This is a genomic window from Methylomicrobium lacus, from assembly GCF_041897535.1.
Lineage (GTDB): Bacteria > Pseudomonadota > Gammaproteobacteria > Methylococcales > Methylomonadaceae > Methylomicrobium > Methylomicrobium lacus_A.
This window is the reverse complement of sequence record NZ_CP169217.1, coordinates 317,787-335,537: the sequence shown is the minus strand read 5'-3', so window position 1 is coordinate 335,537 and position 17,751 is coordinate 317,787. Positions and strand designations below refer to the sequence as shown.

Sequence of the window (17,751 nt, the reverse complement as noted above, 5' to 3'; positions counted from 1 at the left end):
AATTTTGGGCAAATCAATTTGTTGGGCGCGCATTTAAACTCCCTCTCCCTCCGGGAGAGGGTTGGGGTGAGGGGGAATAAGGGAAAAAGCCTTATTTTGATACCCTCGGCAATAGCTCTTGCATTCAAGCGCTTAGCCGCTGCCGCCACTGGCCGATTTTTTCGGTCAATGCGGCGAGATCGATCGTGGTCAGCTCGCGGTGTTTCAACAGGCGTTTGCCGGCGACCCAGACATCGCTGACCTGACGGCGGCTGGCCGCATAGACGATCTGCGAAACCGGGCAATACAGGGGCTGGGTTTCGAGTTCGCTCAAATCGACCGCGATCACGTCGGCCGCCTTGCCGATTTCGAGCGAGCCGGTTTCCCGGTCGATGCCGATCGCCTTGGCGCCGTTGATCGTCGCCATCTTCAAGGCCGTCATCGCGGGCAGGGCGCTGGCATCGTTCGCGACCGCCTTCGCCAGCAGCGCGGCGGTGCGCATTTCGCCGAATAGATCGAGATCGTTGTTGCTGGCCGCGCCGTCGGTGCCGAGCGCGACGTTGACGCGGCGGGCGAGGAGTTCCGCGACCGGACAGAAGCCGCTGGCCAGTTTCAGGTTCGACTCGGGGCAATGCACGACATGCGCGCCGCCGTCCCGGAGCAGGTCCATTTCTTCGCCGGTCAGTTGCGTCATGTGCACCGCCATCAGCGACGGCGTAATCAGGCCCAGTTCATGCAGGCGCTGCAGCGGCCGCATGCCGGTTTTGGCCTGTTCCTGTTCGACTTCGTGCCGGGTTTCGTGCACATGCATGTGCACCGGCAATTCCAGTTCGTCCGCGAACATGCGGATTTTCTTGAGCGGTGCGTCCGAAACCGTATAAGGCGCATGCGGCGCGAACGCGGTCGTAATCAGCGGTTCGTGGCGCAATTGATCGTGCAGGGCGAGGCCTTTTTCGATATAGGCGTCGCCGTTTTCGGCCCAGACGGTCGGAAAATCGACCACGATCAGGCCGATGCTGGCGCGGATGCCGTGCAGGATCGCCTGTTGCGCCGCGACCTCCGGGAAGAAATACATGTCCTGAAAACAGGTCGTGCCGCCGCGGATCATTTCGGCGATCGCAAGCTCCGTTCCGTCCCTGACGAAGGCTTCGCTGACCCAGCGCTGTTCGAGCGGCCAGATATGATGCTGCAACCAGTCCATCAGATGCAGGTCGTCCGCGATGCCGCGGAGCAGCGTCATCGCGGCGTGCGTATGGCAGTTGATCAGGCCCGGCAGCAGCGCATGATCGGCGAGCTCTTCGACATGCGTCGCGGTGTATTTTTGCCTGGCCAGTTCGGTCGGCAACAGGTCGACGATCCTGCCGCCGTCGATCGCCAGGCTGTGGTGTTCGTAGGTTACGGATTCGGGTTCAACGGGTATAATCCAGCGCGCGTGGATCAGGGTATCGACTTGCATGAGTGTTCCTTGGATCGAGCCTGGAATTATAACTTTTTACCAACCTATTTGACCAAATAATGACGAAACAAATGAGATTATCTGTCGAAGCCTTGAAATGGACCGGCGCTAAATTGCAGGTTCTGGATCAAAGAAAGGTGCCTGAGCAGATCGTTTATCAGGATTTTGACTCGGCCGCAGGCGTCAGCGAGGCGATCGCCTCGATGCGGGTGCGCGGCGCGCCGGCGATCGGCATTGCCGCGGCCTATGGCGTGGTATTGTCGGTGATGAAACATACCGGCGAAAAGACGCCGGATTGGCGGGCCAGGGTCGATGCCGACATCGACATGCTGGCCAAATCGCGGCCGACCGCGGTCAATCTGTTTTGGGCGTTGAACCGGATGAAAGCGGTGCTCGATGCCTCTCCGGCCGAACCGTTGGCGGCGGTTGCAGCCGAGGCCGAGCTTATCCATGCGGACGACATCGCCGCGAACCGGGCGATGGGTGAGCGCGGCGCGGATCTGATCGGCGGCGTCAAGGGCGTTTTGACGCACTGCAATGCCGGCGCCCTGGCGACCGGCGGCTACGGCACCGCGCTGAGCGTGATCCGCAGCCTGTACGCCCGCCAGCCAGTCAAGGTCTTTGCCGGCGAAACGCGGCCCTGGCTGCAAGGCGCGCGCCTGACCGTCTGGGAATTGTCGCAGGACGGCATTCCTGCGACCCTGATCGCCGATTCGGCGGCGGCCTGGCTGATGCGCTCCGGCGCGATCGATTGGGTCATCGTCGGCGCGGACCGGATTGCGGCGAACGGCGATGCGGCGAACAAGATCGGCACGTATGCGTTGGCGGTGTTGGCCAGGCAGCACGGCGTCAAGTTCATGGTGGTCGCGCCGAATTCGACGATCGACTGGACGATCGCGGACGGCAGCCGCATCGAAATTGAAGAACGCGATCCGGCGGAGTTGTTGCCGGCCTGCTACCGCGAGCAGGAGACGCTGGTCAAGGCCTGGAATCCGGTTTTCGACGTGACGCCGGCGGACCTGATCAGCGCGATCGTGACCGAAAGCGGCGTGGTATTGAATCCGTCCGCAGAAAGCATGGCACGGTTGAAAATAGCTTAATGCGCATTTAAATCCTGGGAGTATTGCTGATGGTATTCATTCAAAAGGGGAATAATCCGTTACTGGCGGTCAAGGCTTTCGTGCAAGGAATCGGCCTGCTGGGTAATCCGAAATTGCGAAAATTTGTCCTCATTCCGGTTTTGATTAATTTTTTAGTGTATGGCGTCGCCTTCGCGCTCGGTTATCTGTATCTTGCCGATATCATCGACCAATTCATTCCGGGGTGGCTGCAATGGCTGCGCTGGATATTATGGCCGCTGTTTTTTATCAGTTTCTTTATCGCCGGTTTCTTTACCTTTACGGTGCTGGCCAATTTAATCGCGGCACCTTTTTACGGCATGCTGTCGGCGGCGGCGCTGGCGCTACTCAGCGGAGAGTCGGCAACGATTACCGAGGCTCCCTGGCCAAAGGTAATTAAGGCCGAATTGAATCGGGCGGCCTATTTGGGAAGCCGCGCCATACCGCTAGTGATATTGTCGATCATTCCGGGCATTAATGTGCTCGCGCCGGTATTATGGGCACTATTCGGCGCCTGGGGCATGGCTTTGGAATATTTGGCTTATCCGCTTGAGAATGCCGGTATCCTGTTTTCCGAGCAACGCAAGTTGATCGGCGGCGTCCGGTGGGGGGCTTTGAGTTTTGGCGGGCTGGCGGCAGCGGGATTGGCTTTGCCGCTGATTAATATCATCGTGGCACCGGCGGCCGTCATTGCTGCGACGATCTATGTGCGTGAAATCGAGACTGATAACGCGCGGTGAAGCATTGAGGCGGCCCGAGGCCGCCTCAATGGATCAAGATTAAACGAAGCCGTTTAAACTTTAAACTCGGAGCTGTCGTGACCCTGGTCGATCAGGGTGCGCAGCCATTTCGGCATCATGCCGCGGCCGGTCCAGATTTTATCGGGATCATTCGGATGGCGATATTTGACCGGCACTTTAACGCCTCTGCGAGGCGATTTCTTATCGATTTCGGTAATTTCTACCGAAACATCGATCGAAGCTGCCAGTTCTTTAATCTGGGCAATAACTTCCTTGCGATGATTCACAAGTTTATTTTTTAATGCCTTCTCGGCATTGTCGATAACGGTTTGTAATTCGTTCAAAGAAAGATTCTGATAATCAGTCATATTTTTATGGGCTTGAAATTAACGAGCGGTGAATTATAACATAGTTAATAACAGATTTTAAATACCCTATTAGGTATTTTAAGGGTGTCAATAACGCCGGTCATCAGTATTTATTTAGAAAACTTGACCGTTCTCGATACCAATGACTCTTTTTGGTGTTACTTTGTTCAATATTAATGCTAGGCGAGTAGAGCGTGGAGGGTTATTATTCGACAAACGAAATTTCTGTATGGAGTGCATCGCTTAATTATTTAAGCTGGTATTAATGTTGTTATGCTAAGAAATCTGGGCGACTACATGGATGCCACATTTAAAGAAAGTGTCTAAGCCAGCAGAGAGAGCCAACACGCAGACCAATGCGATGGAGGGTGAAATCAAATACGGCTAGGCAGCCGGAATTTCATCGAGCGTCCAGTGGCTATGCTGAGATATTGGATTTGAATAAGGCTATATAAGGATATCGATTAAGCGGGAAGGATTCAAAGTCGATATAGTCACGACCACGATCAGGTTTTTACAAAGCCACCGGTAATACTGCAACGCGTCAATGGACAGCACTCGATAGCCGCTCCAAAAGAAAAATGCGCTTGATTGTCAATGCGGGGGAATAGGTTTATTGCGCGGATACGGTGAATTGCATTTCATTCATCAGGCCGCCTTGATCATCGACCGTGCGTACCGACCAAAGCCCCACGTCTTCCGGGCCTAACTGCCGTTGGCTGGAGGTGCGCCATCTTGACGCTGAGATTGCCATCGGATGGCGCAGAACCAGCTGACCGTCCTTGCGCCATTCGTGAAACAGGGTCTGATCCGTCTTGCCCCTGACTTCGATAAAATAATGCACCAGAACCGGCTGTGCACGGCTGACGCTGACGGTGGCGCCGATCAGATCGGCTGGCTCTTTGTCGATGATGCGGTAGGCAAGCACCGCTCGGCGGACTCTGCCGCCCTGACTCGCTTTGGCGGGCTCCGGCGGCGATTGCTTGGCCTCGATTGTGGTGCTGGCCGCATCGGGAGTCGAAGCCGCGACGGGCGTCTCCTCCAGTTTGGCTGCGCCGGCGGGAGCGGCCTGCACGGGCGCTTCGATTTGGCCTGAAGCCGCTGCATTCCGCGCGTTGTCGGTATCACGTGATGTACCGCGCAAAACAAAGAACAGCGCTGCCAGCAATAGCATCAGAACGGCTAACGCGCTAACTATTCTTTTGATATTCCATTCTGTTATCATTCGCGGCTGAGATGCCGGAGATTCCGCTCCGGTATTGGTGGGCGTGTATTTGACTTTGATTACGATGTTTTTCGAGTCTGTCATACGTTTTATCGATCGGGCTTTGAGCTAAACTGTTTTCCGGGTCCTGCGCTTGCTTTTTTAGTTAGCAAAGACCGCGCATGCTGGTAATATACCATTACGCTCTCTCGCGCGAATAGTTATCTGGACCGACAGACATTTACGCTCTTCCCATCAGGACACCGTCATGGCCTCGCTGCTTGAAAAATTCCGGGAAACTTCCTCGCTGTACGGAAGCAACGCCTGGTTCATCGAAGATTTATACGAACGATATTTGAAAGACCCGGAATCGGTCGATCCCGATTGGCGACAGCGTTTTCGTGCGCTGCAGAACGGCGGCGGTTATGAAACGCCGCACAGCCCGATCGTCGAGCGTTTTGCCGAACTGGCGTTGAAATCGCAGGGCCGGCTCGCGCAATTGCAGGGCTTCACCGAGGAAAGCGTCAAGAAGCAGGCGGCCGTGGCGCGGCTGATCAATCATTACCGGGTGCGCGGCCATCAAATCGCGAATAACAATCCGCTCGGCGCGATGATGCCGCAGCCGCAGCCGCCCGACCTGGACCCGGGCTTTTACGGTCTTTCCGAGCCGGATATGGACACCTGGTTCGACACCGGCATTTTGCACGGCGTCGATCGCCTGCCGCTGCGCGAGATCATCGCGAATTTGAAAGAGATTTATTGCGGCAGTATCGGCTCCGAATATATGCATATCGCCGATACGCCGACGCGGCGCTGGCTGATCAGCCGGATGGAAAATGCGAAGGGCAATCTGACTCTGGATCCTGAAAAACAGCGCTGGGTGTTGAAACTTTTGACCGCGGCCGAAGGCATCGAAGTCTATCTGCATAACAAATTCGTGGGCCAGAAACGCTTTTCGCTCGAAGGCGGCGAGTCGCTGATCCCGGTGCTCGACGAGTTGATCATGGGCTGCAGCACCCGGGGCGTCAACGAAATCGTGATCGGCATGGCGCATCGCGGCCGCTTGAACGTGCTGGTCAATATTCTCGGCAAGAGCCCCGCGCAGTTGTTCGACGAATTCGCCGGCAACTGGGCATCCACGCCGGGCGTCAGTTCAGGCGACGTCAAATATCACATGGGTTTTTCGTCCGACATCGACACGCCGACAGGGCCTGTGCATTTGACGCTGGCCTTCAATCCGTCGCACCTGGAGATCATCAATCCGGTCGTCGAGGGATCGGTTAGGGCGCGTCAGGACCGCGCCGGCATCGACGGCAAGGAATCGGTCATTCCGGTCTTGATCCACGGCGATGCGGCGTTTTCGGGGCAGGGCATCGTGATGGAAACGCTGAACATGTCGCAGACGCGCGCGTTCGAAACCGGGGGTACGATCCATATCGTGATCAACAATCAGATAGGCTTTACGACCAGCAATCCGAAAGACTCCCGTTCGACGCTGTATTGCACCGACATTGCCAGCATGATTCAGGCGCCGGTATTTCATGTGAATGGCGACGACCCCGAAGCGGTGGTCTTCGTCAGCAAGCTGGCGCTCGATTACCGGATGACCTTCAAGAAGGATGTGGTGATCGATCTGATCTGCTACCGGCGCCTGGGCCATAACGAGGCGGACGAGCCGGCGGCGACGCAGCCGATGATGTACAAAAAGATCCGCGGCCTCAAAAGCACGAGAACCTTGTACGCCGAGAAATTGATTGCCGAAGGCGTTTTGACTGCCGAACAAGCGGCGGCGATGGTCACCGACTATCAGCGCATGCTGGACGAAGGCTTGGTGGTGTCACGGCCATTGTCGCAAAATCCGAAATATTCCTATACCCATCAATGGAATCATTTTCATGGCCGGGATTGGGAGGTGCCGGGCGATACGGCCGTCTCGCTCGACCGCTTGCGTTATTGCAATGACCGGATGCTGCGCCTGCCGGCCGGATTCGAACTGCATGCGCGCGTCGCCAAGGTAATGGATAACCGCCGCAAGATGGCCGCCGGCGCGTTGCCGCTGGACTGGGGGTTCGCGGAAAATATGGCTTATGCGACGCTGCTGATGGAAAAATATCATGTGCGGCTGACCGGACAGGACGTCGGCCGGGGCACCTTCGTGCACCGGCATGCGGTGCTGCATAACCAGCAGAAGCGGGAAGAATATATTCCGCTGCGCCATCTCGACAAGGATCAGGGGCGCGCCGATATTTACGATTCACTGTTGTCCGAAGCCGGCGTGTTAGGCTTTGAATACGGCTACAGCACTACGATGCCCAATACGCTGACGATATGGGAGGCACAATTCGGCGATTTCGCGAACGGAGCCCAGGTCCTGATCGATCAATTCATCAGTTCCGGCGAAACCAAGTGGGGCCGTTTGTGCGGCCTGGTGCTGCTGCTGCCGCACGGCTTTGAAGGCCAAGGCCCCGAACATTCGTCCGCGCGGCTGGAGCGTTATCTGCAACTGTGCGCCGAGCACAACATGCAGGTCTGCACGCCGACGACCCCCGCGCAAATCTTTCATCTGCTGCGCCGTCAGATGGTCCGGCCTTACCGGAAACCGTTGATCGTGATGAGCCCTAAAAGCCTGCTCCGGCACAAGCTCGCGGTGTCGACGCTGGAAGATCTGACCGGCGGCCATTTCCAGACCATCATCGGCGAAGTGGACGACATCGATCCGAATAAGGTGACCCGCTTCGTGCTCTGTGCGGGCAAGGTGTATTACGACCTGCTCGAAGCGCGCCGCGAGGCCGGTCTGCAACATGTCGCGATCGCCCGTATCGAACAGCTTTACCCGTTTCCGAATGACCAGTTCAAGGCGGAGCTGGCCAAGTATCCGAACCTGAAGGAGTTTGTCTGGTGCCAGGAGGAGCCGAAAAACCAGGGCGTCTGGTATCAATCGAACCATCACTTCCACGACAACCTGGCGCCGCATATCCGCGTCAGCTACAGCGGGCGCGAGGCGTCCGCGGCGCCGGCGGTCGGAAGTTTTTACGTTCATATCAAGCAACAAAAAGCCGTCGTCGATTCGGCTTTGTACGGTAACCCAGCAGGAAATTAATATGAGCATTGAAGTCTTAGTCCCCAATTTACCGGAATCGGTCGCCGACGCCACCTTGATCAATTGGCACAAGAAGCCTGGCGACACGGTCGCCAGAAATGAAAATCTGGTCGATCTGGAAACCGACAAGGTCGTGCTCGAAGTCCCGGCTCCAGAGTCCGGCGTATTGGCCAGTATCCTGAAGGAAGACGGTTCGGTGGTGACCGCCGGCGACGTGTTGGCAGTGATCGAAGCGGCCGGAAGCACTGCCGCTGCCGCACCCGCCGAAACGTCCGCAAAGCCTGCGGAAGCGCAGCATGAGGCGGAGATGCCATTGAGCCCATCGGTCAGGCGCCTCTTGCATGAAACGACGCTGAACCCTCAGGAGATTGCCGGCACCGGCAAGAGCGGCCGCATCACCAAATCGGACGTGCTCGACCATCTGAAAAAACAAAGCGTTCAGGAAACCGAGCCGACCGAACAGAAGGCTCCCGTTGCGCCGGAGCCGCCGCAACCGAAAGCGGCCGAGCGCAGCGTCGGCGTTTCGAATCTGCGCCCCGAACAGCGGGTGCCGATGACCCGGCTGCGCGCGAAAGTCGCCGAACGTCTGTTGCAGGCGCAGCAAAACGCGGCGATGTTGACTACGTTCAACGAAGTGAACATGCAGAGCGTGATCGATCTGCGCAACCAGTACAAGACCCGCTTCGAACAAAAACACAATGCCAAACTCGGCTTCATGTCGTTCTTCGTGAAGGCGTCGATCGAGGCACTGAAGAAATTTCCGGCAATCAATGCCTCGATCGACGGCAATGACATCATCTATCACGGTTACTACGACATCGGCATCGCGGTCTCGACGCCGCGCGGCTTGATCGTGCCGGTGCTGCGCGACGCCGATCAACTCGATTTTGCCGGCATCGAAAAAACCATCGCCGATTTCGGCGAGAAGGCGCGTTCGGGCACCTTGACCTATGAGGACCTGCAAGGGGGGACCTTTACGATCACCAACGGCGGCATATTCGGCTCGATGCTGTCGACGCCGATTCTGAATCCACCGCAATGCGCGATTCTCGGCATGCATGCGATCAAGGAGCGTCCGGTCGTCGAGAACGGCCAAATCGTGATTAGGCCGATCATGTATCTGGCGCTGTCTTACGATCACCGTCTGGTGGACGGCAGGGAAGCGGTGCAGTTTTTAGTCACGATCAAGGAGTGTCTGGAGTCGCCGGCCCACTTACTACTGAACATTTAATATGCCGAAATTACTAGCGAAATACGATGTAATCATCATCGGGGCGGGTCCGGCCGGCTACGTCAGCGCGGTGCGCTGCGGCCAGCTGGGATTGAAAACGGCCTGCATCGATAGTTTGAGCGACAAATTCGGCCGGCCGAGTCTGGGCGGGGCTTATCTGAATGCCGGCTGCGTCGCGTCGATGGCGCTGCTCGAGTCGGCAAAGTTATATCATGCGCTGACCGTCGATTTGGCGCAGCACGGCATCCGCGCCGAAAATATCGCGCTCGATGTCGGGCAGATGATCCGTCGCAAGGATCGGATCGTTGCGGAAATTAACAGCCACATCGCCGGCTTGTTCAGCCATCACAAGATCGATCATATTCATGCCCGGGCCAGATTGCTGCAGGCCGGCCATGTCGAAGTCGTCCCGGTGGACGGCGGCGCGCCGTCCTGTCTGATCGCCGATCACATTATTCTGGCGACCGGTTCGGCGCCTTTGGAATTGCCTTTCGCGCCGATCGACCACGAGTACATTATCGATACCAGCGACGCGTTGAACCTCGATTCGGTGCCGAAACGCCTGGCGATCATCGGCGCCGGCATCAAGGGGCTCGAAATCGCCAGCATATGGAACCGGCTGGGTTCCGAGGTGATATTGCTTGAAGCGCAGGAAAGTTTCTTGAACCTGCCGGATCAGCAAATCTCGCGCGAAGCCTACGCCATTTTCACCGGGCAGGGCATGGAAATGCGTCTCGGCGCGCGCGTGATTTCGGCCAAGAAGGGCAATCAAGAGGTCATGATCAAATATCAGGATCATGAAGGCTCCCATGCACTTAGCGTTGATCGCCTGATCGTCGCGATCGGCCGCAAGCCCAGCTCCGAGGGGCTGGCGGCGCCCGAGGCCGACCTCTTGCTCGACGATTCGGGTTATGTGCATGTCGATGAAAATTGCCGCACCAACCTACCCGGCGTCTATGCGATCGGCGATCTGACGCTGCTCGGCCCGATGCTCGCGCACAAAGGCATCGAGGAGGGCGTTTTCGTGGCCGAGCAAATTGCGGGTCTGCAGTCGATGATCAACTACGATCTCTTGCCGAGCGTGGTTTATACCGAACCCGAGATTGCCTGGGTCGGGCAGACCGAGCAGACATTGCGGGGGCTCGGCGAACCGTTGAAGATCGGCGTGTTTCCGTTCAGCGCCTCGTCGAGAGCGCTGGCCATCGGGCGCAGCGAAGGTCTGGTCAAGATCATCGCGCATGCCGAAACCGACAGGATTCTTGGCGTGCACATGATCGGCGCGGGAGCTTCCGAACTGATCGCCGAGGCGGTGCTGGCGATGGAGTTCTCGGCCAGCAGCGAAGACCTGGCGAGAACGATCCATGCGCACCCGACGTTATCCGAAGCGCTCTACGAAGGCGCGTTGGCGTTAAGAAAAATGGCGCTGCATTTGCCGATGGGCAAGTGACGCAGGACTCCGATGGTATGGTCATCCGTTCTCGAGACACTTTTTAGACGGCTATTCTGGTTCAGCGCCTTGGCGCTGGCTTTACTGTACGGTTACAAGGACAGGTTGCCAGAGCCTTCCTATTACGCCGTCGACGACTTGCAGGCACCCTTGCAGGAGCCGACTGCCGTCTCTCCCTTTACGGCCGAAGTGAACGGCCAGTACTACACGATTACGCCCAAATTTTCCTATCAACTCGACGGCGTCGTGGTCAGCCTGCATGATGCGGATCAACTGAACGACATCTGGCATCACGGCAGCTGGCAGGACTTTTTGAACCTGCGCGACTTATGCGTGATCTGGGGCGAAAATGTGCAGTCGGGCGTTTATCATAGGATTCAGTTTCATAACGATACCTGGACCTGCTGGGCTTCCTGGCCCGACAGCGAAACCGGCAACCTGTTTAAAATGGACGCGTTGTCGAACAATCACTTGCTCGCCGACCAGGAGCAGGTGAAAGCCGCGCTGATGCAGGCCGAACCCGGCGACCACATCCACCTCTCCGGCCTGCTCGCCGAATACGCCAATCCCGGCAATGGCTTCCACCGCAGCACCAGCACCATCCGGGAAGACACCGGTAACGGCGCCTGTGAGACGATTTACGTGAACGAATTCATGATCGTCAACAAGGCCAACCGCAAATTGCGCCGGCTTTTTACGCTCGCAAAATGGCTGGCGCTCGGCTCGGGCATCGGCTTTTTGATTATGCTGCCGATTGCCCCTTTTAGAATCAGGCGTTGAGCGGTCTAGCGCATTTTCGATGGCCTCGGTCAGCGAGGGAACTGTTATTTATACATATTTTATATTATATGATAATAGATTCTTGGTAATTTCTCATTGTATCGGGCTGCTGTTTCAGATAGATAATCAAAGCCGCTTGGGTTTTTTGAAAATCCGCCATAAGGGTCATCAATCTGGCGGTCCATAGCTATTTTTAGACATGAGACTGCGTGCGGTAAGAGGAATTATCTGTCAAAACTTATAACTAATATCTGATAATAGAAGCTCTTGTTGGTATAATCCTGTATGGCGATCATTTCTATGAGGTGTACATGGATGACTACAAGTGGGGCAGTTTCAGCATTGGTCTCCACAAACGAAAAAGTATCAGGTCGGAGCAACCCTTGGGTTCTTTGGGGTAAGAAACAGCTCAGGAAGAAAAAAAGATAATTTGGTAGGGCATTAGATACCGTTATAAAGAGTGGCCGGCTTTTTGAAACGCATAAATCTGATAGGTAATCAGCCGGAGCCGGCTGAGCAGTTCCAGTGCCGAAGTCTCGATCATCGCGAATCCGTTAAAAAATGAGGCCTGCCACGCCAATTTCCGGATATACGCGTAAGTGGGCAGGGTATTGACGGTAATATCCCGTTCGACCAGAATTTTGAAGCCGGAGTCATCGGCCAGACGGCGATAGTCCTCGCGCGTATATTGCACATTGCACCTGCCGTAAAATCCCCGGCTCAGCCGCTCCGGCAGCCTGATTTTGGTGAACGGCACAATGATCGGCTCCGGAATGAAATCGGAGAGCGCCAACGTGCCGCCCGGCTTCAATACACGGCGTGCTTCACGAAAAAACGCCTCGCGGCCCGGAAAATGAAAGATGCATTCGACCGCGAGCACCACATCGAAGCTGTGATCTGTAAACGGCAGCTTGCAGGCATCACCCTCGACGAATTCGATTAAGTTGCTGGAGCACGGGACGACCTGGGTGCGGGCGCGTTGCAACTGGCGCGGGTCCAGGTTCAAACCGGTCAACCGCATCTCGGTGTAATGTTCGTTGATGTGAGCGATCGTGCCGCCGAAGCCGCAGCCGGCGTCCAGCACGCGCAAGCCGTTTTTCATTAGGCCCGCCAGGCACATTTCCTTGCTAAGATTTTCCGCTGCCTCGGCAAAATCGGCTCCGGTCGCATCGGCCTGGTGCGGATTTTCCCAATAGCCCCAATGTACGTGCCGTCCGAAGCCTTGTTCGACCGCCGCATTGCCCTCATGCAGCAGTTTCAGCAGATTGTCGAAATAGGGCAGGTTGACGGTTTTGCGCCTATCCAAACTCACTTGATCCATAATATATGTTGAGTCTCGATCGGCACCTGACAGCCTGGATGGCGGGGGATGATGCGGGGGGTGTAATCCTTAAGTGGACGGATGGCGGGAATCGTGAGGCTGTACACATATCCGTTGACCGCGCCAGGAATCGGGTGATCGATCGGGATCGGATGGATGGCTTGCTGAATGTCGACGGTCGGCTCCGAGAACAATTGCACCTCGACATCATCGGCGGTCAGATCACCGAGATAAATATGCAGCTTGAATAGCTGCTGTGCGCCCTGGTCTTCGGCCTGCACCTGCGCGACATGGATTTTCGGCCAGAAATCATACAGATGCTGTTGCCATTGTGTCAGCTTTTTGCCAAGCTCGCCTTGTTTCGCGGCCCGTTCGTGGTAATGCGTGGCCAGCGGCAGGTAGAAACGTTCGGTATATTCCCGCACCATCCGGTTGGCCGAAAAATACGGCGTCAGCTTGGTCATGCTGGCGCGCATTTTCTTTGTCCAGCGTTCGGGAATGCCGTTATCGTTGCGCTCGTAAAAGGCCGGCACGATGTCTTCCTCGAGCAGACGGTAAAGCATCTCCGCTTGTTCCTGATCGCTGTGCCCGTCTTCATTGCCGTTCAACGACCAACCGACTTCGGGGGTATAGGCCTCGGCCCACCAGCCGTCCAGTTCCGATACATTCAGGCCGCCGTTGACCAGAATCTTCATGCCGCTGGTGCCGCAGGCTTCCCAGGGACGTTTCGGCGTATTGATCCATAAATCGACGCCTTGCACCAAAAATTCCGCAGTGATCATGTCGTAATCACTCAAAAACACCGCCCGTTCTCGAATATCGGGGCGGCGCATGAATTGGTGCCATGCCTTGATCAATTGTTGACCCGGCAGATCGGCAGGGTGCGCCTTGCCGGAAATGACCAGTTGCACGGGCCTCTCAGGATGGCACAGGATGCGGGCCAGCCGGTCGGGATCGGTCAACAGCAGGTTAGGGCGTTTGTAGGTCGCAAAGCGGCGCGCGAAGCCGATCGTCATCACATTCGGATCGAACACGCGCAGCACGCGTTTTTCGAGTTCTTTCTCGGTTAAATTGCTGTGAATGTTCAATTCGCGGTTGTATTCGTCGCGCACGAAATGGACCAGTCGTGCCCGGTTCTTCGCGCGCATCTGCCAGAGTTCCTGGTCTGCGACCCGATTGAAATTCTGGCCGAGCATCTCGGGATCGCAGAACCAGCGGCCCTTACCGCACAGGTGGGTCCATAATTCGTCCGCATCCTTCGAATCCCAGGCCGGCACGTGCACGCCGTTGGTCACATTCGTAATCGGGATGTCATGGCGCGACCAGTTCGGAAACAGCGGGCTGAAAATGTCCCGGCTGACTTCCGCATGTAGGCGGCTGACGCCGTTGACCGCCGCGCTGCCGCGTATCGCCAGATAAGCCATGTTGAACGGCGCGGCAGGATCGGTGTTGCCGGGCGCCCGGCCGAGACTCAACAGCGTCGCCACGCTGATATCGAGTTCTTTCGCATACAGGCCCAGTTGATTGTTGACCAGTTCCGGACTGAAGCGATCGAAGCCGGCCTCGACCGGCGTATGCGTAGTAAACAGATTGCCGGCGCGGGTAATCGTCAAGGCGGTCGCAAAATCGAGTTCTTTCTCGCGCATCAGGTCGCGGGCGCGTTCCAGGACGACCAGTGCCGCATGGCCTTCATTCAGATGGCAGACGTCGGGTGTGATGCCTAAAGCTTGCAGGACACGCCAGCCGCCGATGCCGAGCAGGATTTCCTGCGCCAGCCTGTGGCTGGAGCCGCCGCCGTAGAGTTCTGTTGTGATGCAGCGATCGACGGGATGATTGATCGGATCGTTCGTGTCGAGCAAATACAACTCGATCCGGCCGATTTGCGCCTGCCAGACCCTGACCCACAGTTGATAGGGCGTCAACAGCTTGATGCGCAGCCATTCGCCGTTCGCATCGCGCACCGGCGTGACCGGCAGGTCGCTGGTATTACTCGACGGATAGAGCGCAATCTGATTGCCGTCCGAATCGAAATCCTGGCGAAAATAGCCGTTTTGATACAGAAGGCCGACACCGACCAAGGGCAAACCTAAATCGCTGGCTGCTTTCAAGTGATCTCCGGCCAGGAGCCCCAGGCCGCCGGAATAAATCGGCAACGCCTCGCTGAGGCCGAACTCCATGCTGAAGTAAGCGATCTTCTTCAGCGCGGCTTGCTGTTCGTAATGGTGCTGAAACCAGCGATTTTCGGACAAGGCGAGCCGGTGCGCGGACACGATCGTGCGCAGTTTCTGGCAAAAACCCGGGTTCTCGGAGAGTGTTTCGAGGTGCGCATGCGACACCGATTGCAATACCAGCCAGGGGTTGCGGGTCAGCTTCCATAATTCATCATCCAGTTCGGACCAGATTTCATCGGCGCCGTGCGCCCAGGTGTAACTGCAATCGCCGGCCAGTTCGGCCAGGCCGTCAAGTTTTTTGGCCAAGTCGGGCCGAAAGAATCCGCTTGCTTTCATGATACTTTACTTCTCCGAGGATTGGTCGCCTGTTGTGATGTCATCCGACGATTGTGATTTGCTGAACTCTTTTTTGATCGTCGTAAATTGCTGCAATTGCGCATCGACCTTCGCATTGAACGATGCGGGCGGAAAGCCGCCTCCAGCGTCGGCTTCGCCGGCTTCGATGCCGGTCAAAATTTCCAGCGCCTGATCGACGGTCGCTACCGCATAAATCGAAAACTGTTTGGTCTGGGCCGCATGCACCACATCCCAACGCAGCATCAGGTGTTTTAGGTTGCTGGCCGGGATGATCACGCCTTGCGTGCCGGTCAGGCCCTTGGCGGCGCAAATGTCGAAAAAGCCTTCGATTTTTTCATTGACGCCGCCGATCGGTTGTACCTGGCCGAGCTGATCGACCGAACCGGTGATCGCGAGGTCCTGCCTGAGCGGCACCCGCGCCAGCGAGGACAGAATCGCGCAGAGTTCAGCCAGCGATGCGCTGTCGCCTTCGACTTCGCCGTAGGTTTGCTCGAAGACCAGGCTGGCGGCCATCGAAAACGGGCTTTTCCTGGCATATTTGGCGGCGATGAAACTCGACAGGATCAGCACGCCTTTCGAATGCAGCGCGCCGCCGAGTTCGGTTTCGCGCATGATGTCGACGATCTTGCCGCTGCCGAGGCGCGTCGTCGCGGTGATCCTGGAAGGCTGGCCGAACATGAAATCGCCGAGTTGCAGCACCGACAAGCCGTTGATCTGGCCGACGACGCTGCCTTCGGTGTTGACCAACAGGATGCCGCGCAGGATGTTTTCGTACAGTTTTTCGCGTATCTTGTCGAGGCGCTTGGTCTTGTGGTCGATCGCCTGCTGCACGTCACTGTTGGTGATCTCGGTATGGCCGTTACTGCTGGCCCAGTAATCGGATTCGGTCAAAAGGTCCGTGATGCTGCGCAAATGGGTCAGCAGTTTCTCCGTATCGCCGGTCATGCGTGAGCTGTGCTCGATGATCCGGGCGACCGCATGGCGGCTGAGCGGCCTGAGTTTTTCGCGGCGCGCGAGCGTCGCCAACAGGCGCGCATAGTCGGGCGTCTTGGTTTCCCGGGAGACCGTATCGTCGAAATCGGCCGCGATCTTGAAAAGGTCATGAAACTCGGGATCGTAGGCGCTCAATAAATAATAAAACAGCGGTTCGCCGATCAGGATCACTTTGACGTCGAGCGGAATCGGCTCGGGTTCGAGCGCCGAGGTACTGATCAGGCTCAGCGCGCGTTCGAGCGATTCGATCCGGATTTCGCCCATTTGCAGGGTTCTTTTCAGGCTTTCCCAGGCATAGGGCTGGAACAGCAGTTTTTGCGTGTCGAGGATCAGATATCCGCCGTTGGCTTTGTGCAAGGCACCGGGCTTGATCATCGTAAAGTCGGTCACCAGGGAGCCCATGAAGGCCTGATGATCGATCCGCCCGACCAAATTGCTGTAATTCGGATTTTGTTCAAAAATGACCGGTGCGGACTTCTTATGACTCAGATCGACCATCAGATTGACCTGATAGCGTTTGAACGGATTCTGTTCCTGCGGAAACTCCATGAACGAGATCACTTTCTCGGAATGCGGCACGAAATCGCGGATATGATCGATGATGTCCTTTTTAATATCCTTCAGATACGACATGATTGCGTCCTGCTTGGCGTATTTTGCGAGCAGATCGTCGATCGAATGATTGACCGCGAGTTCGGCGACCTCGCGGTTCAGCGCCTGCAGTTTGCGCTTGGTTTCCTTGCGCCAGTGCGGAAACTTTTTCAAGAGGTTCTGCAGGCGATCCTGAAACTCGAAAATCGTGTCTTGAATCTGGTGCTGCTTGTCCTTGTCGAATTTATTGAATTCTTCAGGGCTGATCGGCTGCTCCTTGTCGTCGGAAGGCACGAAGGCATAACCGGTCGGCGTTTCGGTCAGGATGATGTGCGCCTCGGCGGCCTGGTCGCGTAATTGACTGAGCTGGTCGATTTCATGTTGGCGGGACTTGCTTTCCAGTTCGCCGACCCGTGAGCGGTATTCATCGCCGTCGAATGCGGCCGGTATCGCGATGCTGAGTTCGTCGACCAACTTGTCCATGTCTGCCTGGAAGATTCGGCCTTGTCCGGGAGCGAGCTTGATTGCTCTCGGTTTGGCCGGCTGGTTGAAATTATTCACATAACACCAATCGGCCGGAATCGGTTGCCGGCTGGCTTCGTGTTCGGCCAGTTGCAATACCGAGGTCAGTTTACCGGTGCCGGAGGGGGCCATCGCAAATACGTTATAACCCTTCTTGGCGATCCGGATGCCGATCTTCAGCGATTCTATCGCGCGTTCCTGGCCGACCGCGAGGTCAATATCTTCCAGTTCATCGGTCGAGGCGAAGGTCAAATCAGAAATATCACAAGGCTTGTAGAGTTGGGAAGGATCGAGAGGTGTTATTTTCATTAGTATGACTCAGTCAATGGGGCATTATGATTAAATTCACTGAATACGGCGTTTTGGTGCTGTG

At 56.5% G+C, this 17,751-nt stretch carries 12 protein-coding genes; 6 read left to right on the top strand and 6 right to left on the bottom strand.

The genetic code is table 11. The annotated features are described in order from the left end of the window. Nucleotides 1-124: 124 nt before the first annotated feature. Nucleotides 125-1,435 (bottom strand): TRZ/ATZ family hydrolase, encoded by a 1,311-nt coding sequence (locus ACEPPP_RS01475; RefSeq protein WP_374089292.1) that lies wholly within the window; start codon nt 1,433-1,435, stop codon nt 125-127. A 59-nt stretch (nt 1,436-1,494) separates the two neighbouring features. On the opposite strand from ACEPPP_RS01475, the gene mtnA reads away from it, so the two are divergent. Further along, the gene (mtnA, locus tag ACEPPP_RS01470) at nt 1,495-2,535 is read left to right on the top strand and encodes an S-methyl-5-thioribose-1-phosphate isomerase (protein ID WP_374089291.1); all 1,041 of its coding nucleotides are present in this window, start codon (nt 1,495-1,497) and stop codon (nt 2,533-2,535) included. A gap of 29 nt (nt 2,536-2,564) precedes the next feature. Next, nucleotides 2,565-3,293 (top strand): sulfate transporter CysZ, encoded by a 729-nt coding sequence (gene cysZ, locus ACEPPP_RS01465; RefSeq protein ID WP_374089290.1) that lies wholly within the window; start codon nt 2,565-2,567, stop codon nt 3,291-3,293. A gap of 53 nt (nt 3,294-3,346) precedes the next feature. On the opposite strand, the gene ACEPPP_RS01460 is transcribed toward cysZ, so the two are convergent. Both ACEPPP_RS01460 and ACEPPP_RS01455 read right to left on the bottom strand, forming a co-directional pair. Continuing rightward, nucleotides 3,347-3,661: an H-NS family nucleoid-associated regulatory protein gene (locus tag ACEPPP_RS01460; protein WP_374089289.1), complete on the bottom strand. Its 315-nt coding sequence runs from the start codon at nt 3,659-3,661 to the stop codon at nt 3,347-3,349. Between the two features lie 613 nt (nt 3,662-4,274). After that, a complete protein-coding gene (locus tag ACEPPP_RS01455) occupies nt 4,275-4,835 on the bottom strand; it encodes a DUF2914 domain-containing protein (protein WP_374089288.1) in 561 nt (186 codons plus the stop codon). 298 nt (nt 4,836-5,133) lie between these two features. On the opposite strand from ACEPPP_RS01455, the gene ACEPPP_RS01450 reads away from it, so the two are divergent. Genes ACEPPP_RS01450 through ACEPPP_RS01435 form a run of 4 tightly spaced genes read left to right on the top strand, consistent with a single transcriptional unit; the run spans nt 5,134 to nt 11,423 of the window. Further along, on the top strand, nt 5,134-7,965 hold the full coding sequence (locus ACEPPP_RS01450; protein WP_374089287.1) for a 2-oxoglutarate dehydrogenase E1 component: 2,832 nt from the start codon (nt 5,134-5,136) through the stop codon (nt 7,963-7,965). 1 nt (nt 7,966) lies between these two features. Next, nucleotides 7,967-9,196, top strand: a complete 1,230-nt coding sequence (gene odhB / locus ACEPPP_RS01445) for a 2-oxoglutarate dehydrogenase complex dihydrolipoyllysine-residue succinyltransferase (protein WP_374089286.1) — start codon at nt 7,967-7,969, stop codon at nt 9,194-9,196. 1 nt (nt 9,197) lies between these two features. After that, complete coding sequence (gene lpdA, locus ACEPPP_RS01440; protein ID WP_374089285.1) at nt 9,198-10,643, top strand: dihydrolipoyl dehydrogenase; 1,446 nt, start codon at nt 9,198-9,200, stop codon at nt 10,641-10,643. A 12-nt stretch (nt 10,644-10,655) separates the two neighbouring features. Then, on the top strand, nt 10,656-11,423 hold the full coding sequence (locus tag ACEPPP_RS01435) for a hypothetical protein (RefSeq protein ID WP_374089284.1): 768 nt from the start codon (nt 10,656-10,658) through the stop codon (nt 11,421-11,423). Between the two features lie 451 nt (nt 11,424-11,874). On the opposite strand, the gene ACEPPP_RS01430 is transcribed toward ACEPPP_RS01435, so the two are convergent. From ACEPPP_RS01430 to ACEPPP_RS01420, 3 genes are read right to left on the bottom strand one after another with little or no spacing between them, the layout of a single operon-like run. Continuing rightward, nucleotides 11,875-12,744 (bottom strand): class I SAM-dependent methyltransferase, encoded by an 870-nt coding sequence (locus ACEPPP_RS01430; RefSeq protein ID WP_374089283.1) that lies wholly within the window; start codon nt 12,742-12,744, stop codon nt 11,875-11,877. Next, nucleotides 12,732-15,251, bottom strand: a complete 2,520-nt coding sequence (gene glgP / locus ACEPPP_RS01425; protein ID WP_374089282.1) for an alpha-glucan family phosphorylase — start codon at nt 15,249-15,251, stop codon at nt 12,732-12,734. The genes ACEPPP_RS01430 and glgP overlap by 13 nt, the downstream gene beginning before the upstream one ends. A gap of 6 nt (nt 15,252-15,257) precedes the next feature. Next, nucleotides 15,258-17,687 (bottom strand): Lon protease family protein, encoded by a 2,430-nt coding sequence (locus tag ACEPPP_RS01420; RefSeq protein WP_374089281.1) that lies wholly within the window; start codon nt 17,685-17,687, stop codon nt 15,258-15,260. Between the last annotated feature and the right edge of the window lie 64 nt (nt 17,688-17,751).